The organism is Stenotrophomonas rhizophila (assembly GCF_003751305.1).
Taxonomy (GTDB): Bacteria; Pseudomonadota; Gammaproteobacteria; order Xanthomonadales; family Xanthomonadaceae; genus Stenotrophomonas; species Stenotrophomonas rhizophila_B.
Genome location: NZ_RJKV01000001.1, coordinates 1,887,050 through 1,910,259, shown reverse-complemented (window position 1 = coordinate 1,910,259; position 23,210 = coordinate 1,887,050). Strand labels below are relative to the sequence as shown.

The 23,210-nt window shown below is 66.4% G+C and carries 16 protein-coding genes; 13 read left to right on the top strand and 3 right to left on the bottom strand.

Annotation, left to right across the window (positions count from 1 at the left end; translation table 11 throughout):
* Positions 1-9 precede the first annotated feature (9 nt).
* From rpsR to zipA, 4 genes are all read left to right on the top strand, one after another.
* Positions 10-240: a 30S ribosomal protein S18 gene (rpsR, locus tag EDF74_RS08575; protein WP_002804494.1), complete on the top strand. Its 231-nt coding sequence runs from the start codon at positions 10-12 to the stop codon at positions 238-240.
* Between the two features lie 155 nt (positions 241-395).
* Complete coding sequence (gene rplI, locus EDF74_RS08570; protein WP_123729653.1) at positions 396-848, top strand: 50S ribosomal protein L9; 453 nt, start codon at positions 396-398, stop codon at positions 846-848.
* Between the two features lie 898 nt (positions 849-1,746).
* Positions 1,747-5,250: a chromosome segregation protein SMC gene (gene smc / locus EDF74_RS08565; protein WP_123729652.1), complete on the top strand. Its 3,504-nt coding sequence runs from the start codon at positions 1,747-1,749 to the stop codon at positions 5,248-5,250.
* Positions 5,251-5,297: 47 nt separating this feature from the next.
* Positions 5,298-6,035 (top strand): cell division protein ZipA, encoded by a 738-nt coding sequence (gene zipA / locus EDF74_RS08560; RefSeq protein ID WP_123729651.1) that lies wholly within the window; start codon positions 5,298-5,300, stop codon positions 6,033-6,035.
* A 27-nt stretch (positions 6,036-6,062) separates the two neighbouring features.
* Here the strand turns inward: zipA and EDF74_RS08555 are convergent, their stop codons facing one another.
* Positions 6,063-7,184: a pyridoxal phosphate-dependent aminotransferase gene (locus EDF74_RS08555; protein WP_123729650.1), complete on the bottom strand. Its 1,122-nt coding sequence runs from the start codon at positions 7,182-7,184 to the stop codon at positions 6,063-6,065.
* Between the two features lie 127 nt (positions 7,185-7,311).
* Between EDF74_RS08555 and ligA the strand changes: the two genes are divergently transcribed.
* From ligA to EDF74_RS08515, 8 genes are all read left to right on the top strand, one after another.
* The gene (gene ligA / locus EDF74_RS08550) at positions 7,312-9,774 is read left to right on the top strand and encodes an NAD-dependent DNA ligase LigA (RefSeq protein ID WP_123729649.1); all 2,463 of its coding nucleotides are present in this window, start codon (positions 7,312-7,314) and stop codon (positions 9,772-9,774) included.
* A 14-nt stretch (positions 9,775-9,788) separates the two neighbouring features.
* Positions 9,789-10,274: a GNAT family N-acetyltransferase gene (locus EDF74_RS08545; protein WP_123729648.1), complete on the top strand. Its 486-nt coding sequence runs from the start codon at positions 9,789-9,791 to the stop codon at positions 10,272-10,274.
* Positions 10,271-11,215, top strand: coding sequence for an EF-P lysine aminoacylase EpmA (epmA, locus tag EDF74_RS08540; RefSeq protein WP_123729647.1), 945 nt, complete (start codon positions 10,271-10,273; stop codon positions 11,213-11,215). Before EDF74_RS08545 ends, epmA begins: the two co-directional genes overlap by 4 nt.
* A 111-nt stretch (positions 11,216-11,326) precedes the next feature.
* The gene (locus tag EDF74_RS08535; RefSeq protein WP_123729646.1) at positions 11,327-12,049 is read left to right on the top strand and encodes a DUF3011 domain-containing protein; all 723 of its coding nucleotides are present in this window, start codon (positions 11,327-11,329) and stop codon (positions 12,047-12,049) included.
* Positions 12,050-12,092: 43 nt separating this feature from the next.
* Entirely contained in the window at positions 12,093-13,154 is a 1,062-nt protein-coding gene (gene mtnA, locus EDF74_RS08530) for an S-methyl-5-thioribose-1-phosphate isomerase (protein ID WP_123729645.1), read from the top strand.
* 247 nt (positions 13,155-13,401) lie between these two features.
* Entirely contained in the window at positions 13,402-16,101 is a 2,700-nt protein-coding gene (gene gyrA / locus EDF74_RS08525) for a DNA gyrase subunit A (RefSeq protein ID WP_123729644.1), read from the top strand.
* Positions 16,102-16,247: 146 nt separating this feature from the next.
* Positions 16,248-18,740 carry a membrane-bound PQQ-dependent dehydrogenase, glucose/quinate/shikimate family gene (locus EDF74_RS08520; RefSeq protein ID WP_123729643.1) on the top strand — a complete coding sequence of 831 codons (2,493 nt, stop codon included), beginning with the start codon at positions 16,248-16,250 and terminating at the stop codon, positions 18,738-18,740.
* Between the two features lie 157 nt (positions 18,741-18,897).
* On the top strand, positions 18,898-19,347 hold the full coding sequence (locus EDF74_RS08515) for an REP-associated tyrosine transposase (RefSeq protein ID WP_123729642.1): 450 nt from the start codon (positions 18,898-18,900) through the stop codon (positions 19,345-19,347).
* A gap of 1 nt (position 19,348) precedes the next feature.
* Here the strand turns inward: EDF74_RS08515 and EDF74_RS08510 are convergent, their stop codons facing one another.
* Positions 19,349-19,741 (bottom strand): DUF3037 domain-containing protein, encoded by a 393-nt coding sequence (locus tag EDF74_RS08510; protein ID WP_123729641.1) that lies wholly within the window; start codon positions 19,739-19,741, stop codon positions 19,349-19,351.
* Entirely contained in the window at positions 19,719-20,495 is a 777-nt protein-coding gene (locus EDF74_RS08505; protein WP_123729640.1) for a HipA family kinase, read from the bottom strand. The genes EDF74_RS08510 and EDF74_RS08505 overlap by 23 nt, the downstream gene beginning before the upstream one ends.
* Positions 20,496-20,667: 172 nt before the next feature.
* Between EDF74_RS08505 and EDF74_RS08500 the strand changes: the two genes are divergently transcribed.
* Positions 20,668-23,139: a S9 family peptidase gene (locus tag EDF74_RS08500; RefSeq protein WP_123729639.1), complete on the top strand. Its 2,472-nt coding sequence runs from the start codon at positions 20,668-20,670 to the stop codon at positions 23,137-23,139.
* The last annotated feature ends 71 nt before the right edge of the window (positions 23,140-23,210 follow it).

Here is a 23,210-nt window from a genome sequence, read left to right as displayed (position 1 = left end):
AGCACTGACATGTCCAAGTTCTTCCGTCGTCGCAAGTTCTGCAAGTTCACGGCCGAAGGTGTCAAGGAGATCGATTACAAGGATCTCAACACCCTGCGCCAGTACCTCACCGAGAACGGCAAGATCGTGCCGAGCCGTGTGACCGGTACCAAGTCGAAGTACCAGCGCCAGCTGGCAACGGCCGTCAAGCGCGCCCGTTTCCTGGCCCTGATTCCGTACACCGACAACCACGACGTCTGATGAAGGCTGGCGACTTCGAGTCGCCGCTTTCGCGGATCCGGCCGCCCGCGCTGTAAAGCGTCGGGCGGTGTTAAGGATTCGCCGTTCGGATATTCGGACAGCCATCCGCTGCGGGGCCTGAGCCTCGCTAACGAATACATATTTGGAGCTACACCATGAAGCTGATTCTTCTTCAGAAGGTCACCAACCTCGGCGGTCTGGGCGATCTGGTCGACGTGAAGCCGGGCTACGGCCGCAACTTCCTCGTCCCGACCGGCAAGGCCGTTCCGGCCACCGCGACCAACGTGGCTGAGTTCGAAGCCAAGCGCGCTGATTACGAAGCCAAGGCCCAGTCGATCCACGCTGATGCCGAAGCCCGCAAGGCGAAGCTGGAAGGCAAGAGCGTCACGATCGCTGCGAACGCTTCGACCGAAGGCAAGCTGTACGGTTCGGTTGGCCCGCGCGATATCGCCGAAGCCTTCACCGCTGCCGGCCTGCCGCTGGAAAAGAGCGAAGTGATCCTGGGCGAAGGCGCATTCCGCAACGTGGGCGAGTACGAGGTGACTGTTCACCTGCACGCCGACGTGGAAACCACCGTCAAGGTGGTTGTGGAAGCCGAAAAGGCCTGATCCCTGCCGAAAGGCGGGAGTCACTGAAACGGGCGCCCGCGAGGGTGCCCGTTTTTGTTTGTGGCAACGGCAACAGCAACAGCAACAGCTGGGCGCCTTGATGGCATCGGCGGGAGGGCGCCGGGTAGCCTGGGCCGGGACCCGCCGTAAACCCGTCCTTGGGGGCTCGAAATGCGCCATCCATGGCGCATTACGGTCCCGGCCCAGGCTACCCGGCACCCTCCAGCCAAATGTCCGGTCCGGGCGGTTGGAAGAGCTGGCGTCCGCCGGCTGTGGCGGGCGGTACCCAGGCCGGCATGCTCCGGGTCCAGGCCCAGGTAGATCCACGCCATGCGTGGATGCTCTTGCTTTTCGTACCGCCCCAGCGGCGTATGGCTTGGCTTTACCCCGGTGTCGACGCGCCGACGATGGCGAACAGGTCGTGTCATGTCAGGTCGGGCCAAGTCAGGCCAAGCGAAGCCAAGCCAAGCCACGGCCGCCATGCCTCGGCTCTAATCCCGCACACCAGCCATGTGTATACGGGATGGCGTGGGTGGGGTGGCGGGACCGTAATGCGCCATGGATGGCGCATTTCGAGCCCCCATGGACGGGTTCACGGCGGGTCCCGCGACCCCACCCACGCCGTCCCGCCACGCACCAATCTGAAATGCGGCTTCTGCTTTGGCTTTGGCTCTGGCTCTGGCTCTCGCTCTGGCTGCGGCTACACGGCCACGGCCACGGCCACGGCCAACACCAGCCCCCGCAGCCCGCTGAACACCCGCCCCGTTATACTCAGGCTATCGCGTCGCCCCCGGGGCCATTGAAACCCTGCAACATCAATGGCTTGAAGGGTAAATCCGCTCCGTAATCCACCATGGTGGGGGTCGCTTCAGACCTTCGCCCGGAAAACCATCACGCCATGCGTCTGTCCACGATCAAACTGTCCGGATTCAAATCCTTCGTCGATCCGACCACGCTGCACCTGCCGACCAACATGACCGGCGTGGTGGGCCCCAATGGCTGTGGTAAATCCAACATCATCGACGCCGTGCGCTGGGTCATGGGCGAAAGCTCCGCCAGCCGCCTGCGCGGCGACTCGCTCACCGACGTCATCTTCTCCGGCTCCTCCGCCCGCAAGCCCGTCTCGCAGGCCACCGTCGAACTGATCTTCGACAATACCGACCACACCATCACCGGTGAGTACGCCTCGTTCAACGAGATCTCGGTCAAGCGTACCGTCAGCCGCGACGGCAGCAGCAACTACTACCTCAACGGCACCAAATGCCGCCGGCGCGATATCACCGATCTGTTCCTCGGCACCGGCCTCGGGCCGCGCAGCTACTCGATCATCGAGCAGGGCATGATCAGCAAGATCATCGAGGCCCGGCCTGAAGATCTGCGCGTGTATCTGGAAGAGGCCGCCGGCATCTCCAAGTACAAGGAGCGCCGCAAGGAAACCGAAACCCGCATCCGCCATACCCGCGAAAACCTGGATCGCCTCGGCGACCTGCGCGAGGAAATCGGCAAGCAGCTCGAACACCTCAAGCGCCAGGCGCGCCAGGCCGAGCAATACCAGGCGTTGCAGGAAGAACGCAAGATCAAGGATGCCGAGTGGAAGGCACTGGAGTATCGCGGCCTGGATGGGCGCCTGGGCGGACTGCGCGAAGCGCTGTCGCGCGAGGAAACGCGCCTGCAGCAGTTGATCGCTGAACAGCGTGACGCCGAAGCGCGCATTGAAACCAGCCGGCTGCGCCGCGAAGAAGCCTCCGATGCGCTCAACACCGCCCAGGCCGAGGTGTACCAGGTTGGCAGCACGCTGGCCCGCCTGGAACAGCAGATCCAGCATCAGCGCGAAATGTCGCAGCGACTGAACAAGGCGCGCGACGAAGCCCAGCAGGCGCTGGCCGATCTGGGCCAGCACATCAGTGGCGATGAGGCCAAGCTGATGGTGCTGCGCGAGGCGGTCGATGACGCCGAGCCGCGCCTGGAGCAGCTGCAGGAAGAAAACGAAATCAAACAGGAAGCCCTGCGCGACGCCGAGGCCCGTCTGGCCGATTGGCAGCAGCGCTGGGAAGCCCATACTCGCAATACCTCGGAAGCCTCGCGCGCCGGTGAAGTTGAACGCACCCGCGTGGACTATCTGGACCGCCAGGTGCTGGAAGCCGACCGCCGCCGCGAGTCGCTGCAGGCCGAGCGCGCCGGGCTGGATCTGGACGCATTGGCCGAGGTGTTCGAGGAGCTGCACATCCAGCACGAGACCCAGAAGGCCTCGCTGGACACGCTCAACGAGCAGGTCGAAGAACGCAAACTTGTCGTGGCCGGGCTGCAGGATCGCCAGCGTACCGGTCAGACCGAGCTGGCCGAGATCCGCAAGCAGGCCCAGGCAGCACGCGGCCGGTTGTCCTCCTTGGAAACCCTGCAGCAGGCAGCGCTGGGCCAGGAGCAGGGCGCAGCGGTGGCGTGGCTGAAGGCGCGGGGGCTGGATTCCGGCGCGCGCGTCGGTGAGCGGCTGACCGTGGAGAGTGGCTGGGAAAACGCCGTGGAAAGCGCGCTCGGTCAGCTGATCGAAGGTGTGCTGGTCGATGCACCGGAATCGCTGGTGGATGCACTGGGCGAACTCGGGGAGGGCCGCATCGCGCTGGTCTCGGCCGAACAGGACGCGCTGACCGTCGCGCCGACCTCGCTGGCCGCGAAAGTGCAGGGCCCGACGGCGATCCGTCGCCTGCTGGCGCGCCTGCATGCCGCCGAGGATCTCGAGGCCGCGCGTGCACTGCAGGCGACCCTGGGTGAGGGCGACTCGGTCATTACCCGCGGTGGCGAGCGCTTGGGCGAGGGCTGGGTGCGCGTGTCGCGCTCCGGCGCGGCCAAGCAGGGCGCACTGCTGCGCGAGCGCGAGATCGTCACCCTGCGCGAGCAGATCGACACGCTTCAGGACCGCGAAGCCGCACTGGAAGAACAGTTGGCCGGCTTCCGTGACCAGTTGCTGGCCGGTGAGCAGCAGCGCGAAGATGCGCAGCGCCAGCTGTACCTGGCCCATCGCAGCGTGTCCGAACTCGGCGGCCAGCTGCAGAGCCAGCAGGGCAAGGTGGAGGCCGCGCGCACCCGCATTGATCGCATCGAAGGCGAACTGGTGCAGCTGCTGGAAACGCTGGATGCCGGCCGTGAGCAGGTGCGCGAGGCACGCTCGCGGCTGGACGATGCGGTCACCAGCATGGGCGATCTGGAATCCGTCCGCGCCGCGCTGGAAGGCGAGCGCCGCCAGTTCACCGATGCGCGTGATCAGGCTCGCGATCAGGCCCGCAACGTACGTGAAGCAGCGCACTCGCTCGCGCTGACCCTGGAATCGCAACGCGCGCAGATTGCGTCGCTGAGCCAGGCGCTGGAACGCATGAGCACGCAGCGCGGGCAGCTGGATACGCGCCTGGGCGAACTGCACTCGCAGCTCGATGAGGGCGATTCACCGGTCAAGACGCTGGAAGCCGAACACCAGAACGCGCTCGGCGAGCGCGTGCGTGCCGACCGGGTGCTGGGCGAGGCGCGCACGCTGCTGGATGGCATCGATGCCGAGCTGCGCTCCTTCGAACAGACGCGCCATCAGCGCGACGAACAGGCGCTTGCGCAGCGCGAGCGGATTTCCCAGCGCAAGCTCGACCAGCAGGCGCTGGTGCTCAGCGCCGACCAGCTGTCGGCCTCGGTGGAGAAGGCCGGCTTCGTGCTGCAGGACGTGATCAACGGCCTGCCCGAGGATGCGCGCATCACCGACTGGGAGCAGACGGTCCATCAGATCGACGGCCGCATGCGCCGCCTGGAGCCGGTGAACCTCGCCGCCATCCAGGAATATGGCGAGGCCTCGCAGCGTTCGGAGTACCTGGATGCGCAGAACACCGACCTCACCACCGCGCTGGAAACCCTGGAAGACGCGATCCGCAAGATTGACCGCGAGACCCGCGGCCGCTTCAAGGACACCTTCGACCGCGTCAACGCTGGCGTGCAGCAGTTGTACCCGCGCCTGTTCGGTGGTGGCCATGCGTACCTGGAACTGACGGGTGAAGACCTGCTCGACACCGGTGTTGCGATCATGGCGCGGCCGCCGGGCAAGCGGGTGTCGAGCATCTCGCTGCTGTCCGGTGGCGAGAAGGCGATGACCGCGGTGGCGCTGGTGTTTGCGATCTTCCAGCTCAACCCGGCGCCGTTCTGCCTGCTGGACGAGGTGGACGCGCCGCTGGACGAAGCCAACGTCGGCCGCCTGGCCAACATGGTCAAGGAAATGAGCGAGAAGGTTCAGTTCCTGTTTGTGAGCCACAACAAGGCCACGATGGAGGCTGCGCAGCAGCTTTCCGGCGTGACCATGCGCGAACCGGGCGTCAGCCGACTGGTCAGTGTCGACCTGGAGGAAGCCGCACGATTGGCGGGCGCGGCGTGACGTGCCATCCTTAAGTACCTGAATGATTTAGCCGGAGAACCTCCCGAATGTCCGACATGGCACTGCTCCGCATCGGCATCCTGGCCGCCGGCCTGCTGTTGATCGCTGCGATCTTCCTGTTTGGCCGTCCGAAAAAGAAAGTGCAGGGCCGCCGTGTCGAGGGTGCTGAAGGCACCAACGGCCAGCGCCGCGAGCCCGTACTGGGCGAGGGCGACACCCCGGCCGATGGCGCTGCACCCGTTGTGGGCGAAGACGGCGTCACCCAGCCCGAGCTCGGCCTGCCCGAGGTGGATGCCGGTCCGGCCAGTGACCTTGGCAAGCGCACCACCCAGGATTTCGACAAGATCGTCTCGCTGTTCGTGGCCGCTCGTGCCGGTGAGCAGCTGCGCGGCGAAGACATCGTCGTCGCTGCGGAAAAGACCGGCCTGGTATTCGGCCACATGAATGTCTTCCACCGTCTGGTCGAAGGCCATCCTGAGCGCGGCCCGATCTTCTCGATGGCCAGCATCATGAAGCCGGGCAGTTTCGACATGGCCAACATCCGCGAGATGGAAACGCCGGCGATCGCCTTCTTCCTGACCTTGCCGGCGCCGCTGACCGCGCTGGACGCCTGGGAAAAGATGCTGCCGACCGTGCAGCGCATGGGCGAACTGCTCGATGGCGTGGTGCTCGATGACAGCCGCAACGCCCTGGGCCGCCAGCGCATCGCGCACATCCGCGATGAGCTGCGTGCCTATGACCGCCAGCATCAGGCCCCGCCGCTCACCAAAGCACCGCGTTGGTGATCAAGTAGAGCCGACCAACGGTCGGCTCTACCCGGTGCGGCTGACCACCGCCTCGAACGCCTCACGGAAGCGCGCCATCTCGGCGGCGGTCCCAACGGTCACGCGCACCCGCTGCGGCCAGATCGGCCAGCTGCGGCCGATGACCACGCCGCGCTCGGCCATTGCCGCGGAAAACGCTGCGCCGTCACGCTGTACATCGACCACGAAACAGTTCGCTTCGGAAGGCACGCAGGTGAAACCGCGCTTGCCCAGCCAGCCGATGGTCTCCTGACGCACCACGGCATTCTCTGCCTTGCGCTGTGCAATCAACCCGGGATCGCGCAGGCTCGCCAGGCCGGCGGCCACCGCGCTGACCGGCAGCGGGTTGTCGCCGAGGCTGGCCAGTTCCTTCAGACGATCAGGATGCGCAGCGGCCACACCGAGGCGCAGGCCGGCCATGCCATAGAGCTTGGAGAAGGTGCGCAGCACGATCACGTCATCGCGCTGCATCACCTGGGCGATCACCGAGCGTTGTTCGCTGTACTGGAGGTAGGCCTCATCGACCAGCACCCGGGTCTGCGCAGGCTTGTTGGCCAGCAGCCAGGCGATGTCGGCGGCCGGGGTGATCGAGCCGGTGGGATTGTTGGGGTTGCACAGGTACATCAGGCCGGCATTGACCGTCGCGGCAGCCGCCGCCATCGCACGCACGTCATGTGCCCCGTCGGCGCGCAGCGGCACCTTGGCCACGGTGGCCCCACGCGCAGCCGCAAGATCGCCCAGCGCCTCGAAGGTGGGATCGGCGACCACCAGCCCCGCGCCAGGCGAGGTCCAGAGCACTGCCGCCCGGTTCAGTGGCTCGCTGGAGCCCGGATACAGCCGCACGTGATCCTTGCCGATGCCTTCCTGCTGAGCGAACAGGTCGCGCAGCTCGCCGGCCAGAGCAAACAGATACCGCCCGCTGCCGGCGACGATGTCGCGCGCCGCGGCCTGCGCGGCGGGCGATGGCCCATACGGGCATTCGTTGAAGTTCAGCAGCACCGGTCCCCCACTGGCGGGGAGCGCGCGCGACGGCGCGGCCGATGCGGGCAGTACGCCCAGGCCGGACAACGCCAGGCCGGTACCGGCCAGTTGCAGAAACGAGCGACGGGAAGCGGCAAGGGCAGGGGTCACGGCGCACCGGGCAAAGAGGGGTTCGGCGCAACCTAGCGCCACTGCGAAGTGGCGGCAAGCGTTCTTCACTGCGCGCAGGAGCGGGGGGAGGGGTAAAATTGAATGCCCCACCAGGATCGCCTTCCGCATGACCCCCAGCCCCGCCGCACGTGCCGACGTCCTGCGCCGCCAGATCGAGGATGCCGGCAAGGCATACCACGAGCGCGACGAGCAGTTGATTCCCGACGTCGAGTACGACCTGCTGGTGCGTGAGCTGGAGGCAATCGAACAGGCGCACCCGGAGCTGGCCGCGGCCGACTCGCCCACCCGGCAGGTCGGTGGCAAGGCCTCTTCGCGCTTCGCCGAGGTCCGCCATGCGGTGCCGATGCTGTCGCTGGGCAACGCCTTCAGCGATGAGGAAGTCCAGGATTTCGTGCGCCGCATCGGCGAGCGCCTGCGCCGCAGTACGCTGCATTTTTCCGCCGAACCCAAACTCGACGGTTTGGCGATCAGCCTGCGCTACGAGAATGGCCGCTTCGTCCAGGGCGCAACCCGGGGTGATGGCGCCACCGGTGAGGATGTCAGTGCCAATCTGCGCCAGATCAGTGTGATCCCGCAGACGCTCAACGGCGAAGGCTGGCCTGAGGTGTTGGAAGTACGCGGCGAGGTCTACATGGCCCGCGCTGATTTCGAGGCCTACAACGCCGATGCCCGGCTGCATGACGGCAAGGTGCTGGCCAATCCGCGCAACGCCGCGGCCGGCTCGCTGCGCCAGCTGGATCCGAAGATGAGCGCCAAGCGCAAGCTCAGTTTCTACGCCTATGGCATCGGCCAGGTCGACGGCGGTGAACTGCCGCCCACGCACTCGGCCACGCTCGCCCAGCTGCGTACATGGGGCTTCCCGGTCAGCGACCTGTGCCAGGTGGTCGAAGGTGCGGACGGGCTGCTCGCCTACTACCGTGATATCGGCGAGCGCCGCGATGGCCTGGCCTTCGATATCGACGGTGTGGTCTACAAGCTCGATGACCGCGCCGGACAGGAACAGATGGGCTTCGTCGCGCGTGCCCCGCGCTGGGCGATCGCACACAAATTCCCGGCACAGGAGCAGACCACCACGGTGGAGGCGATCGAGATCCAGATCGGCCGCACCGGCGCCGCAACCCCGGTGGCGCGCCTGGCACCGGTGGCCGTGGCCGGCGTGATCGTGTCCAACGCGACGCTGCACAACGCCGATCAGATCGCGCGTCTGGATGTCCGCGTGGGCGATACGGTGATCGTGCGCCGCGCTGGCGATGTGATCCCGGAAGTGGTCAGCGTCATCGCCGACCGTCGCCCCGCCGGCACTACCCCGTGGCAGATGCCCTCGCAGTGCCCGGTGTGCGGTTCGGAGATCGTCCGCGAAGAGGGTGAGGCGGCCTGGCGCTGCTCGGGTGAGCTGAGCTGCCCGGCCCAGCGCAAGGAAGCCATCGCGCACTTCGCCTCGCGTCGTGCGATGGATATCGATGGATTGGGCGGCAAGTACATCGAGACGCTGGTCGATGCGGGCATCGTGCGTGGCGTGGCCGATCTGTATCGCCTGCAGCGCGACCAGCTGCTGCAGCTCAAGCTGGTGCTGGATGCCGAGTCGCCCGAGGCCCTGGCCAGCCAGATCGGGCTGCACCTGCCGCCGGAAGGCAGTGGCGATTACCTGCGTGGCATTCTCAGGCTGGATGGCACTGACGAGGCGTGGCGTGCGCAGGCGCTGGCGATGCCGGCCACGTTCACCTGGAACACGAAGAAGATCGCGACCAGGTGGGCCGACAACCTGATCGCCGCGATCGACGCCAGCCGCACCACGACGCTGGAACGCCTGCTGTTCGCGCTGGGCATCGAACACGTGGGCGAGAGCACCGCCAAGGCCCTGGCCACCTGGTTCGGGGATCTGGAGCTGATCCGCCATCTGCCGTGGCCGCTGTTCAAGCGCGTGCCGGACATCGGCGGTGAAGTCGCGCGCTCGCTCGGCCACTTCTTCGAGCAGGCCGGCAACCAGGAGGCGATCGATGCACTCCTGCAGGTCGGCCAGGTGCGGATCAGCGATGTGCATCCACCGATCGCCAAGCTGCGCGAGGGTCTGGATTTCGCGCAGCTGCTGGTCGAAGCGGAGATTCCGGGCATCACCCGCCTGCGCGCCGAAAAGCTGGTCGCCATGCTGCCGGACGCTGCCTCGGTGCTGGATGCCGAGCCGGTGCGCTTCGTGGCCGCCGGCCTGCCCAATGAGGTAGCCATGGGCCTGGCCGACTGGCTGGACAGCGAGGGCCACGGGCCGATGCTGCTCAAGGCCGAGGATTACCGCCAGAAGCTGCTGGCGCTGGCGCCGGAACAAGCCGAGCAGGCAACAGGTCCGCTGGAGGGCCAGACCGCTGTGCTGACCGGGACGTTGTCGCAGATGAATCGCGATGAGGCCAAGGCGCGCCTGGAAGCGCTGGGTGCCAAGGTGGCCGGCAGTGTGTCCAAGAAGACCTCGTTCGTGGTGGCGGGTGCCGAGGCCGGGTCCAAGTTGACCAAGGCGCAGGAGCTGGGCGTGCCGGTCTGGGACGAAGACCAGCTGGTCGCTTTCCTGGCGAAGTATTGAACAAGAGAGACCGCATGCAGACCGTTCCCCTCGATTTCCGCCTGGCCACCGTCGCTGACACCGCGCTGTTGATCGGGCTGATGCGCGATTTTTACGCCGAAGACCAACTCGATTTCGACGACACCCGCGTGCGCAACGCGTTGGCCGCACTGCTGGAAGATCCGCGCAATGGCGAAGTGCTGTTGTGGCTGGACGAGGCGGGCGCTGTGGTGGGCTACGGTGCGCTTGCGATGGGCTTCAGCCTGGAGCAGGGCGGTCACTTCGCGCTGCTGGACGAGCTTTATCTGGCCCATGCCGCGCGCGGCCGCGGGCGCGGCAAGCAGGCGCTGGCGATACTGGAGCAGCGTGCCAATGCGCGGGGCGTGGAACGGATGCGGCTGGAAGTGAACCACCACAACGAACTGGCGCGCCGGTTGTACCTGGCCACCGGCTATGTGGATGACACCCGCGATCTGCTGACGCTGCCGTTGGCCCAGCGCCTGAAGGACGCACGCGCATGATTGCCGCGCTGCGCCAGCGTGCTGCGCTCAACGCGCTGATCCGCGGCTTCTTCGCCGCGCGCGATGTGCTGGAGGTGGAAACGCCGATCCTCTCTGCCGCCGGCAATACCGAGCCGAACATCGACAGCTTCCACACCCGTTTCAGCGGGCACGTGGATGCAGGCACGCCGCAACGCTGGCTACGCACCTCGCCGGAGTTCCCCCTCAAGCGGCTGCTTGCCGCCGGGGTGGGGGACTGTTACGAACTCGGTCGCGTGTTCCGTAATGGCGAGGCCGGTGGCCGCCACAACCCCGAGTTCACCATGCTGGAGTGGTATCGGGTGGGCTGGGATCACCGCCGCTTGATCGACGAGACCGCCGAGCTGGTCCGCGCCGCGCTGCAGCTGGTCCAGCGCGAGGCCACGTTGGACGTGATCGATTACCGCGGCCTCTACCAGCGGCACATCGGGTTGGACCCGTTCGAAGCCAGCCTGGAACAGCTGCAGGCGCCGCTGGCCGAGGTCCGCATCGAGGCCGATGGGCTCACCCGCGACGACTGGCTCGATCTGCTGATGACCCACTGCATCCAGCCGCACTTCCGTGACGACACGATGACGGTGGTGCACGACTGGCCCGCCACCCAGGCGGCCCTGGCCCGGATCCGTCCCGGCACGCCGCCTCTGGCCGAGCGGTTTGAGCTGTATCTGGGCAGTGTGGAGCTGGCCAACGGCTATCACGAGCTGAACGATGCGGCTGAACAACGCGCGCGCTTCGAGCGCGACCATGCCAGACGCACGGCGCGTGGCGACGTGCTGCCCCCGCTGGATGAACGTCTGCTGGCAGCCCTGCCGGCGTTGCCCGACTGCGCGGGCGTCGCGGTCGGCGTGGACCGTCTGTTGATGGCCATGAACCGCACCGGCCGGATCGCCGATGTGCTGGCCTTCGATTTCGCCCGGGCGTGAGGGTGCTTTTGACGCAGTCGCGTCTTGCACGGGCTGCATGATGATGCTCTGATCACACGGGATGTCCGAAGGTGATCGTGTGATCGTTCAAGCGTGGCGGGGATCGTGTTGATGAAGCTGTTGGTAGGCGCGGGCATGCCCCTGTGGCCGGTGTTGCTGTGGACTGCGCTGCTGCCGGAGACGGCGCTCGCGCAGACGGGCGGCTATGCCGGCGAAGTGGTGCGCTGCGAATCACGCGACATGGAGTGGGTGCACTGCGACATCCCCACCGAACGCGGCGTCGATCTGATCCGCCAGCTGTCCGACAACAGCTGTGTGCGGGGTTCGGAGTGGGGCACGGACCGTTCCGGTATCTGGGTCACGCTGGGCTGCCGCGCCGAGTTCCGGGCGCGTAGCGCCGTTGCCGCAACCCGCGCCGATGGCGAGCGTCGCACGCGCCGTGTCGTGCGCTGCGAATCCAGTGGTCGCCCGCAGAGTTGCCCGGTCGTGCTGCAGGGCGCGCCGGTCCGCCTGCTGCGCCAGCTGACGTCATTGCCGTGCCGCGAAGGCCACAGCTGGGGCTATCGGCGCAACGAGATCTGGGTGACCCGCGGCTGCCAGGGCGAGTTCGAGGTCGGTGCCGCCGATGGCAGCGGCTTCCTCAACGTGCCGCGCATTCTCGTCTGCGAATCCAAATCCCGTCAGCGCCGCTTCTGTGGTGCGGGAATCACCCACGGTGTCACGCTCAACAAGCAACTGTCGGGTACGCCCTGCGAGCAGGGCAGCAGCTGGGGCTGGGACAGTCGCGGGGTCTGGGTGGACAAGGGCTGCCGGGCCGAGTTCGCGGTCAACTGAGCACGCGATTCCGCCCGCATCGACGCGCCGCTACAATGGCCCGATGAACGCATCCACCGACATCGATTACGCCCGTTACGACCATATCCGCCCGATCCTGTGGACCGGCGAGAGCCTGCAACTGCTCGACCAGCGCAAACTGCCGTTCATTGTCGAGCACGTGGAGTGCCGCGACAGCGACGCCGTTGCGGAGGCCATCCACGCGCTGACCGTACGCGGCGCGCCAGCGATCGGCATTGCGGCCGCCTGGGGCGTGGTGCTGGCGGCCAACGAGGTGCAGGCCGATGATGGCGCCCAGGCGCTGCTGAAGCTGGAACCGGCGCTGCAGCGCCTCAATGCGTCCCGCCCGACCGCCGTGAATCTGGCCTGGGCGCTGGCCCGCATGCGCCGCGCGCTGGCTCCGGCCGGTGCCGACTGGCAGCAGGTGCTGGCCGCCGAGGCCCAGGCGATCGCCGAGGAGGACCTGGCCGCCAACCGTCACATGGGCGCGCTGGGCGCTGGCTTGATCGAGGCTGGCAGCGGTGTGCTGACCCATTGCAACACCGGCTCGCTGGCCACCGCCGGCTTCGGTACCGCGTTGGGCGTGATCCGTGCCGGCATGGCCCAGCACCGCATCGCCCGCGTGTTCGCCGGCGAGACCCGGCCGTGGCTGCAGGGCGCGCGCCTGACCGTGTGGGAGCTGCAGCAGGATGGCATCGATGCCACCCTGATCGCCGATTCCGCGGCCTCGCACCTGATGAAGACCGGCGCGGTGCAGTGGGTGATCGTCGGCGCCGACCGCATCTGCGCCAACGGGGATACCGCCAACAAGATCGGCACCTACCAGCTGGCGATCGCCGCCCGCCATCACGGCGTGAAGTTCATGGTGGTGGCGCCGTCCTCCACCGTGGACATGGACACCGCCGATGGCGACCAGATCGAGATCGAGCAGCGCGATCCCGGCGAGCTCTATGGCGTGGGCGGGACCCGCACCGTGGCCGAGGGCATCGCCGCCTGGAACCCGGTGTTCGATGTCACCCCGGGCAGTCTGATCGATGCCATCGTGACCGAGCGCGGGGTGATCCTGAACCCGACGATGGCCAATATGCAGGCTGCATTCGGATAAGTCGCGGCACTGGCGCGTTGCGGCTGCCCCCTTGCCCAGGGGGCTCCCCGCTAATTACCTGCGGCCGTGCCGCCCGCTGGCCGGCAACGCTCCCGTAAGTTCCTGATTCTTGCCGGTAAAACCCCCGTAAAAGCGGGCGGAAAATGGCCCGCTGTGGTAGAATCCAACGGTTAATCGAGATTCCGGCGCAACCGCCCCGAAAGGGCGGTCGTGACGGACTGGACCGCTACCAGACAACGGAACCCGAATGGCAGAAACCGCCAAGGAAATCATCCAGGTCAACCTGGAAGACGAGATGCGCAAGAGTTACCTCGATTACGCGATGAGCGTGATCGTGGGGCGCGCACTCCCGGATGCGCGCGATGGCCTCAAGCCGGTGCATCGCCGCGTGCTGTTCGCGATGAGTGAACTCAACGCGCACGCCAACAAGCCTTACTTCAAGTCGGCGCGTATCGTCGGTGACGTCATCGGTAAGTACCACCCGCATGGCGATCAGTCGGTGTACGACACGCTGGTGCGTCTGGCGCAGCCGTTCTCGCTGCGTTACATGCTGGTCGATGGCCAGGGTAACTTCGGTTCGGTCGACGGCGACTCCGCCGCCGCGATGCGATACACCGAAGCCCGCATGTCCAGGCTCACCCATGAGCTGATGGCGGACATCGAGAAGGAAACGGTCGATTTCCAGCCCAACTACGACGAGAAGGAACTGGAGCCGACGGTCATGCCGACCCGGTTCCCGAACCTGCTGGTCAATGGTTCGGCCGGTATCGCGGTGGGCATGGCGACCAACATCCCGCCGCACAACCTGACCGAATCGATCAACGCCTGCATCGCGCTGATCGACAATCCCGAGATCGACGTCGACGGCCTGATGGAGTTCATCCCGGGCCCGGACTTCCCGACCGCGGGCATCATCAACGGCACCGCCGGCATCGTTGCCGGGTACCGGACCGGTCGTGGCCGTGTGCGCATCCGCGCCAAGGCCGAGGTCGAAGTGGCTGAAAACGGCCGCGAATCGATCATCGTCACCGAGATCCCGTACCAGGTGAACAAGGCCCGGTTGATCGAGAAGATCGCCGAGCTGGTCAAGGAAAAGAAGCTCGAAGGCATCAGTGAACTGCGCGATGAGTCCGACAAGGACGGCATGCGCATCTTCATCGAGATCAAGCGTGGCGAGTCGGCGGAAGTGGTGTTGAACAACCTCTACCAGCAGACCCAGATGGAGTCGGTGTTCGGCATCAACATGGTGGCGCTGGTGGATGGCCGCCCGCAGTTGATGAACCTCAAGCAGATGCTCGAGGCCTTCGTGCGCCACCGCCGCGAAGTGGTCACCCGCCGCACCGTGTTCGAGCTGCGCAAGGCGCGTGCCCGTGCGCACGTGCTGGAAGGCCTGACCGTCGCGCTGGCCAACATCGACGAGATGATCGAACTGATCAAGACCTCGCCGAACCCCACCGAAGCGCGCGAACGCATGCTCGCCCGCCTGTGGGAGCCGGGCCTGGTCGGCTCGATGCTGGGCGCCGCCGGTGCCGAAGCGTCGCGTCCGGATGATCTGCCCAAGGGTGTGGGCCTGCTCGAGGGCGGCTACCAGCTGACCGAGATCCAGGCGACCCAGATCCTGGAAATGCGTCTGCACCGCCTGACCGGGCTGGAGCAGGACCGCCTGACCGACGAGTACAAGCAGCTGCTGGAAGTGATCGCCGGGTTGATCGAAATCCTGGAAGATCCCGACCGTCTGCTGCAGGTCATCCGCGAAGAGCTGATCAACGTGCGCACCGAGTTCGGTGACGAACGCCGCACCGAGATCCGCCACAGCGAAGAAGACCTGGACATCCTCGACCTGATCGCCCCGGAAGACGTGGTGGTCACCCTGTCGCACGCCGGCTATGCCAAGCGCCAGCCGGTCAGTGCCTACCGGGCCCAGCGCCGCGGTGGCCGTGGCCGCAGCGCCGCGTCGACCAAGGAAGAGGATTTCATCGAACAGCTGTGGCTGGTCAACACGCACGACACGCTGCTGACCTTCACCAGCGCAGGCAAGGTGTTCTGGCTGCCGGTGCATCAGCTGCCGGAAGCCGGTTCCAACGCCCGTGGCCGCCCGATCATCAACTGGATTCCGCTGGAAACCGGTGAGCGGGTGCAGGCCGTGCTGCCGGTCCGTGAGTATGCCGAAGGCCAGTTCGTGTTCTTCGCCACCCGCAACGGTACCGTCAAGAAGACCCCGCTCAGCGAGTTCGCCTTCCGTCTGGCGCGCGGCAAGATCGCGATCAACCTCGATGAGGGTGACGCGCTGGTCGGCGTTGGCCTGACCGACGGTGAGCGCGACATCCTGCTGTTCGCCTCCAACGGCAAGACCGTGCGCTTCGGTGAGGACAAGGTCCGCTCGATGGGCCGTACCGCTACTGGCGTGCGCGGCATCAAGATGCCCAAGGGCGAGGAAGTGGTCAGTCTGATCGTGGCCGAGAGTGCGGGCGGCAGTGAAGACGAGAACGAGGACGAGAGCCAGGTCGATGAGACCGTGATCGACAGCGGCGATGCCGTGATCGAGAACGGGGCTGACGACGACAACGCGCTGTACATCCTGACCGCGACCGAGAACGGCTACGGCAAGCGCACCCCGTTGCCGGATTACCCGCGCAAGGGCCGCGGCACGCAGGGCGTGATCGGCATCCAGACCACCGAGCGCAACGGCAAGCTGGTGCGTGCGGTGCTGATGGGGCCGCGCGACGAAGTGCTGCTGATTTCCGATGGTGGCACCCTGGTGCGCACCCGTGGTTCGGAAATCTCGCGCGTCGGCCGCAACACCCAGGGTGTGACGCTGATCCGTCTGTCCAAGGAAGAGAAGCTCCAGGCGGTGGAACGCATGGATGCCTCGCTGGACGAGGGTGTGGAAGAAGAAACACTGGCGGCCGTCGAGGCCAGCCCGGTGGTGGCACCGCCGGAGGCGTAAGGCCTGCCAGTGGTAGTCACACGGAGAACGCCGGCACACGCCGGCGTTTTTCGTTGCAAAGAACGCGCAACGTTCACGACCCCGGTGGGATAAGGGCCGCGGGACCGGCAGCAACGTCGGCGATCTTCGCGCTCCAGGAGAGACCGATGTCCACCACGACGCAGACCCGCCACCCCCGCCATTGGCTGGTGGCTGTGCTGGCCATTGTCATTCTGTTGCTGGGCGTTGTATTCACCGCAGGGGGCGCCTGGCTCGCCAGCCTCGGTGGTTCCTGGTACTACGTGCTGGCCGGTATCGGACTGCTTGTCTCGGGGGTACAGCTGTGGCGGGGCCGGTATAGCGGCGCACTGTGGTTCGCGCTGGTGTTCGTCGGCACGTTGTTGTGGACGTGGTGGGAGTCGGGCAGCAATTACTGGCGCTGGGTGCCGCGCCTGGGCCTGATCGTGGCCATCGGCTTCGTGCTGTCGCTGCTGTTGCCCACGCTGGATCGCCCGGTCTCGCGCAAGGTCTCGCGTGGCATCGCCGGCGTGCTGGCGCTGGTGTTCGTCGCCGCCTTCACCTTGGCGTTCGTGCCGCACGGCGTTACCACCGCCGAGGGCGCATTCCCAAAGCCGATGACCAGCACCGGCCTGGCCCCGACCGCCGATGCGCCGCTGCAGCCGGCCGATCGTCCGGTGGATGGCGATTGGGCCGCCTATGGCCGCAACAACGCGGCCACGCGGTTCTCGCCGCTGCAGCAGATCACCCCGGACAATGTGGGCACGCTGGAACAGGCCTGGCTGTTCCGGACCGGTGATCTGCCGGACAAGCGCTGGGGCGCGGAAACCACGCCGCTGAAAGTCGGCGACAGCCTGTACCTGTGCACCGCGCGCAACCAGCTGGTGGCGCTCAATGCCGCTGACGGTACCGAGCGCTGGCGCTACGACCCCAAGGTCAAGGACACCTCCATTCCATACACCGCGGCCTGCCGTGGGGTCTCCTATTACGAAGTACCCGCTACCGCCCAGGACACCGAGCTGAACGATGTCGCGGCCGATCTTGCCGTCCCCAGTGGCGTGCCGGTGCTGACCCAGGTGCCGCGTGGGGCCTGCGCTGCCCGGATCATCGAAGGCACCCTGGATGGCCGCCTGATCGCGGTCGATGCCGCGACCGGCAAGCCGTGCCTCGGCTTCGGCAACAATGGCCAGGTCGACATCACCGTCGGCATGGGCGACAGTCCGGCCGGGTATGTCTCCATCACCTCGCCGCCGGCGATCGTGCAGGGCGTGATCGTGACCGGCCACCAGGTGCTGGACGGCCAGCGTCGCGATGCCCCCTCCGGCGTGATCCAGGCCTACGATGCCGTCACCGGCAAGCTGCGCTGGGCATGGGACATGGTCCGCCCCGATCGCAATGGTGCACCGCCGGCGGGTGAGACCTATACCCGCGGCACCCCGAACATGTGGACCACCGCGACCGGTGACGACGAACTCGGCCTGGTCTACCTGCCGATGGGCAACTCGGCCGGCGATTACTGGAGTGGTTCGCGCACCGAGAACGAAAACACGTACGCGACCTCATTGGTCGCCATTGACGTCACTACCGGCAAGCCGGCCTGGCACTTCCAGGCGGTGCGCAAGGATGTCTGGGATTACGACATGGGCTCGCAGGCGACGCTGATCGACTACCCGACCGCCGCCGGCAAGGTCCCGGCGCTGCTGCTGCCCACCAAGCAGGGCGACATGTACATCCTCGACCGCCGCACCGGCAAACTGCTGACCCCGGCCGAGGAACGCAAGGTGCCCACCGGTGGCGTCGAGCCGGAACAGCGGTCGCCGACCCAGCTGTTCTCGCTGTATCACACGCTGCGAAAGCCGGACCTCACCGAGCGCGACATGTGGGGCATGACGCCGATCGATCAGCTGGTCTGCCGCATCCAGTTCCGCAAGGCCAGTTACGAAGGCTTCTACACGCCGCCCACCGCGGACCGTCATTCCATCGAGTACCCCGGTTACAACGGCGGTTCGGACTGGGGCAGTGTCGCGGTGGATCCGCGCCGTGGGGTGATCGTGGCCAATTACAACGACATGCCCAACTACAACCGGCTGGTGCCGCGCGAAAAGGCGGACAAGCTGGGCTGGCTGCCGCGCGAGGACGTCAAAGCGGACAAGGGCGGCGCGGAAGGCGCGGGGGATCCGCAGGTGGGCACGCCGTATGCCATCGATGTAAACGCGGGGTGGCGCCTGCCGTTCACCAAGCTGCTGTGCAAGGAACCGCCCTATGGCGGCATTCGTGCCGTGGACCTGCGCACCGGCAGGACCCTGTGGGACCGTCCGTTCGGCAGCGCCCGCGGCAACGGCCCGTTCGGCATCCGCTCCGGCCTGCCGATCGAGATCGGCACGCCCAACAACGGTGGCTCGGTGGTCACCGCCAGCGGACTGATCTTCATTGCGGCGGCGACCGATGATCTGCTGCGCGCCATCGACCTGAAGACCGGCAAGGAACTGTGGCACGCCAAGCTTCCCGCGGGCGGCCAGGCCAACCCGATGATCTATGAGTTTGGCGGGCGCCAATACGTGGTCATCATGGCCGGCGGCCACCACTTCATGGAAACGCCGGCGGGTGATTACGTGATCGCCTACGCGCTGCCGAAGGGGTGAGGTGCAGGGCGGCGGTTCGCGTTGCCCAACGCCACCAGCGCAGCCGGTTCCTGTCCGGTGATGGATGGCATGACTACAGCGCACCACGCATAACTCTTACAGGGGCAGGCGAAGTCTCCCTCTGAAACGGGTGGATATCCGTGGTCATGATGGCCGGATGCCCAGTTTCGCTGCTACACCCGGCCGGTGTGCGTTGCCACACGCCTGCTACGTCGTCATCTCGTTTTCCACCCGTCAATGCGCGCTGCTCGCCCATTCCGCCCATGCGCAGGAAGTCGTGCGGTGGCTACGCACCTCCGATGCTGAAAAGCGCACCGAATCACTGGCCTGGGTGGTCATGCCGGATTGCGTGCACTGGCTGTTCCGTCTGCGCGGACCCCGGCTGTCGACGGTGATCCGAACGTTGAAGTCGCGCTCTGCGCGCGCGCTGCATGAACGCACTGCGAGCCGGGGGCGAATCTGGCAACCGGGTTACCACGATCAACGGCCCTTGGACGAGCGTCAACTGCTCGCCTGCGCTACCTACATTCTGTCCACTCCCATGCGCGCGGGATTGGCCAGCGGTCTGCATGGCTACCCGTTCGCGTGGTGCCGCTGGCCGGTGTGAGCTAGCCCGGTACCCGCACCATCTTCCGCATCAGATGCTCCACCACACTGGACGGATCCGCGGTGCGCCCCACGTGCGTGCTCGACATCTGCACCACCGAGCTGCGTTTTGCGGTGAGGAAGTGGAAGCGTGCGCGCGCCGGCAACTGCGCGATCGGGCCGGCGTTCGCGTCGCCTCGACAGATCGCCACGATGGCGTCCAGCCACGGCTGCAGGCCGTCGATATCCAGCGAAGGCGCGAAGGCACGCACCCGCTCCAGATCCAGCTCGATCGCCGCTTCCAGATGCTTGGCACCGGGGCAGGAGACGATGACGCCGACGTTGATGAACTCCTCGCGCTCGACGCGGGGCACCACGCGGATCACCGCATAGTCATACGTGTGCAGTGTGGGCACGGACGGCCTCCTGGACAAAGGCCGCGCGGACGCGAAGGCGGTGCTGCAGGTAGTCGATATAGGCCTGGCGGTAGGCCGCCGGGCTGTCGAACACGGGTTCGTCCACCAGCCAGCTGTCCGGTACCAGGGCGACGATGCGCTCGATCTCCGCATCGGGCAGCATCACCGCGAGGCCGGCATCGACCTCGGCAATCTGCGTGGCGAACGGCAACAGCACATGATCGCGGATCAGCACGAACGGCTTCTTGCACGCCTCGCCAGCGCTGGCCCAATCGTGATGGAAATACATCGCTGCACCATGGTCGATCAGGTACAGCTTGCGGTGCCACACCATCAAGTTGGGATTGCGCGCGGTCCGGTCCACGTTGCTGGTGAACGCATCGAACCACACGATCTTCGAAGCGAGTTCCGCATCGGGCTGCATCGCGGCCGGGTCGTAGTTGATCGCGCCGGGCAGGTAATCGCTGCCCAGGTTCAGGCCTTCGCTGGCGCGTATGAGGTCCTGGATTTCCGGATCCGGTTCGGTGCGGGCGAACTCGCGGTCCAGCTCGACGAACAGGATCTCTGGAATCGGCAAGCCGAGCGTCCGGGCGATTTCGCCTGCGATCAGTTCGGCGATCAGCGCCTTGGGCCCTTGGCCGGCGCCGCGGAACTTGAGCACCACCATACCGTCGTCGTCGGTCTCGACCACGGCGGGCAGGGAGCCGCCTTCGCGCAGCGGGGTGACATAACGGAGGGCGTGCACGGTTCGCACAGCGGCACCCGGAAGCAATGGAACGACAAGGGTACCGCACCGCGATACCGGTCTCGATGGCCGCCGGTCATTTCTTCTGGCCCATCTTCGGGAAGGACGGCAGTGCTAGATTCGAGACGTGCCGACCGACGACCCTGCCGTGCCGGCTCCCACCATATCCAAGGGGACACGCATGCTTGCTCGTACGTTCTGGTCCACGGCGTTCACCGTGACAGCCTTCGCCACGCTGGGCACGATGCCCGCCCATGCCAGTGGCTACGCCACACCACCGGAGAGCCTGCTCAAGGTGCTCAAGGCGCCGCCGCCGCCGATACCCAGTGTCGACCCGACCGGCCAGCGCCTGCTGCTGACCACCACGCAGACCTATCCCTCGATCACCCGCGTTGCCCAGCCGTATCTGAAGCTGGCCGGTGTGCGCCTGGAGCCGAAGAACCGCAGCCGCCACGACACCCCGGGTGGTTACGGCATTCCACCGTGCGTCGGTGACTTCACCGTGGTGGAGACCACCACCGGCCGCTCCACCAAGGTGGCGCTGCCCAACGGGTGCGCCGGCATGGCGCTGTGGTCGGCCGACGGCCAGCGCTTCGCGTTCCAGAATGTGGTCGATGACAGCGTGCAGCTGTGGGTCGGCGATGCGGTGACCGGGCAGGTCCGCCAGGTCCCCAACGTCGCGCTGAATCCGATCTTCGGCAGTACCGTGCAGTGGCTCGGTGGCAGCCAGCAGTTGCTGGTCAAGCTGGTTCCCGCCAGGCAAGGCCCGGCACCGTCTGCGGACGGTGCGATCGGCCCGGACATCCAGGAGTCGCTGGGAACTGCCGGTGAGAGCAGCACCTATGAGGCCCGCGATACGCTGACCAGTGCCTACGATGAAGCGCTGTTCGCCTATTACGGCCAGTCGCAGCTGGCGGTGGTGGATACGGCTTCCAACACGGTGCGCACCGTCGGCGCACCGGCGCTGTTGGACAGCGTCGGGGCCGCGCCGGATGGTGTGCACGTGCTCACCAGGACGCTCAAGGCACCGTTCTCGCACGCGGTGACCTACCAGCGTTTCGCCAATGACGTGGCAGTAGTGGATATCGCCAGCGGCCGCAGCACGTCGATCGCCAGCCTGCCGCTGGCCGACCGCGTGCCGGTGCATGGCGTGCCGGAAGGCCCGCGTGATTTCGATTGGCGCGCCACCGATCCGGCCACGCTGGTGTATGCCGAAGCCTTGGACAAAGGCGATTGGAAAGTCACCGTCCCGCATCGCGATCGCGTGCTGATGCTCAAGGCCCCGTTCACCGCCAAGCCGAGCGAGATCGCCCGCACCGCGCAGCGCTTCGAAGGCCTGGCGTGGACCGCGCAGCCGGACGTCGCTTTCCTGGACGAGAACGACGAAAACCGCCACTGGCGCCAGACCCGCATCGTCAACGTCGACAACCCCAAGCAGGAAGGTCGCCTGCTGTGGGACCTTTCCAGCGATGAGCTGTACGAGGACCCGGGCAATTTCGTTTACCAGCGCCTGCCCAACGGCGCCTACGTGGTGCGCCAGGACGGCAACAACGTGTTCCTGCGCGGGCAGGGTGCGTCGCCACAGGGCGATCGTCCCTTCCTGGACGCACTCAACCTGCGCAGCCTGAAAACCGAGCGTCTGTTCCGCAGCGATGCCGATGCCTATGAGCAGTTCATCGGCTTCAGCGCCACGCCGGGCCACCTGCTGACGTGGCACCAGTCGGTCACCGATGCGCCGAATGCCTTCGTGCGCCTGCTCGGCGAACCGGTCGCCGACACCCAGCCGGGCGAAGCGCAGTTCGCGTCCAAGCCGGATGCACTGACCCACCTGGTGGACCCGACCCCCGAAGTGCGTCAGATCAAGAAGCGCCTGGTCACCTACAAACGCGCCGACGGCGTGGACCTGTCGTTCACCCTGTACACGCCGCCGGGTTACAAGGAAGGCCAGCGCGTCCCGGCGATCCTGTACGCGTACCCGGCCGATTTTGCCAACGCGGCGCAGGCGGGGCAGGTGTCCGGTTCGCAGCAGACCTTCACCCGCCTGGCGCCGTACCGGCTGATGCTGCTGGCCGGTTACGCGATCATCGACAATGCCTCGTTCCCGATCGTCGGCGACCCGAAAACCGCCTACAACACGTATCTGGAACAGCTTGAAGCCGATGCCAAGGCCGCAGTGGACAAGGCCGTGGAGCTGGGCGTGGTCGATCGCAACCGGATCGGTGTCACTGGGCACAGCCATGGGGGCCTGATGACCGCCAACCTGATCGCGCATACCGACCTGTTCAAGGCCGGGGTCGCCACCAGCGGCTCGTACAACAAGACCTTCACCCCGTTCGGCTTCCAGAACGAACGTCGCTCGGTCTGGCAGGCGCAGGACGTGTACCTGAAGGCCTCGCCGTTCTTCTACGCCGACAAGATCAAGCTGCCACTGCTGCTGGTCCACGGTGAGGATGACGCCAACCCGGGCACCGAGCCGTTCCAGTCGCGCAAGCTGTTCCAGGCGATCCGTGGCAATGGCGGCACCACTCGCCTGGTGATGCTGCCGCACGAACCGCACTGGTACACCGCGCTGGAATCCAATGAGCAGCTGGTGTCGGAAATGCTGACCTGGTTCGACACCTATGTGAAGAATGCGCCGCCGGCCAAGCGCTGAGGCGAGACATCGGTAGCGCCGCTCATCAGTGAGCCGCGATACGCATCAGACCCACGGCCGCCCTCAATGGG

Bases quoted from the DNA above. Each gene is read 5' to 3' on its own strand.
- EDF74_RS08535 (WP_123729646.1), top strand. From the start codon at position 11,327: ATGAAGCTGTTGGTAGGCGCGGGCATGCCCCTGTGGCCGGTGTTGCTG.
- rpsR (WP_002804494.1), top strand. From the start codon at position 10: ATGTCCAAGTTCTTCCGTCGTCGCAAGTTCTGCAAGTTCACGGCCGAA.
- ligA (WP_123729649.1), top strand. From the start codon at position 7,312: ATGACCCCCAGCCCCGCCGCACGTGCCGACGTCCTGCGCCGCCAGATC.
- EDF74_RS08545 (WP_123729648.1), top strand. From the start codon at position 9,789: ATGCAGACCGTTCCCCTCGATTTCCGCCTGGCCACCGTCGCTGACACC.
- rplI (WP_123729653.1), top strand. From the start codon at position 396: ATGAAGCTGATTCTTCTTCAGAAGGTCACCAACCTCGGCGGTCTGGGC.
- EDF74_RS08520 (WP_123729643.1), top strand. From the start codon at position 16,248: ATGTCCACCACGACGCAGACCCGCCACCCCCGCCATTGGCTGGTGGCT.
- zipA (WP_123729651.1), top strand. From the start codon at position 5,298: ATGTCCGACATGGCACTGCTCCGCATCGGCATCCTGGCCGCCGGCCTG.
- epmA (WP_123729647.1), top strand. From the start codon at position 10,271: ATGATTGCCGCGCTGCGCCAGCGTGCTGCGCTCAACGCGCTGATCCGC.
- EDF74_RS08515 (WP_123729642.1), top strand. From the start codon at position 18,898: ATGCCCAGTTTCGCTGCTACACCCGGCCGGTGTGCGTTGCCACACGCC.
- smc (WP_123729652.1), top strand. From the start codon at position 1,747: ATGCGTCTGTCCACGATCAAACTGTCCGGATTCAAATCCTTCGTCGAT.
- gyrA (WP_123729644.1), top strand. From the start codon at position 13,402: ATGGCAGAAACCGCCAAGGAAATCATCCAGGTCAACCTGGAAGACGAG.
- mtnA (WP_123729645.1), top strand. From the start codon at position 12,093: ATGAACGCATCCACCGACATCGATTACGCCCGTTACGACCATATCCGC.
- EDF74_RS08500 (WP_123729639.1), top strand. From the start codon at position 20,668: ATGCTTGCTCGTACGTTCTGGTCCACGGCGTTCACCGTGACAGCCTTC.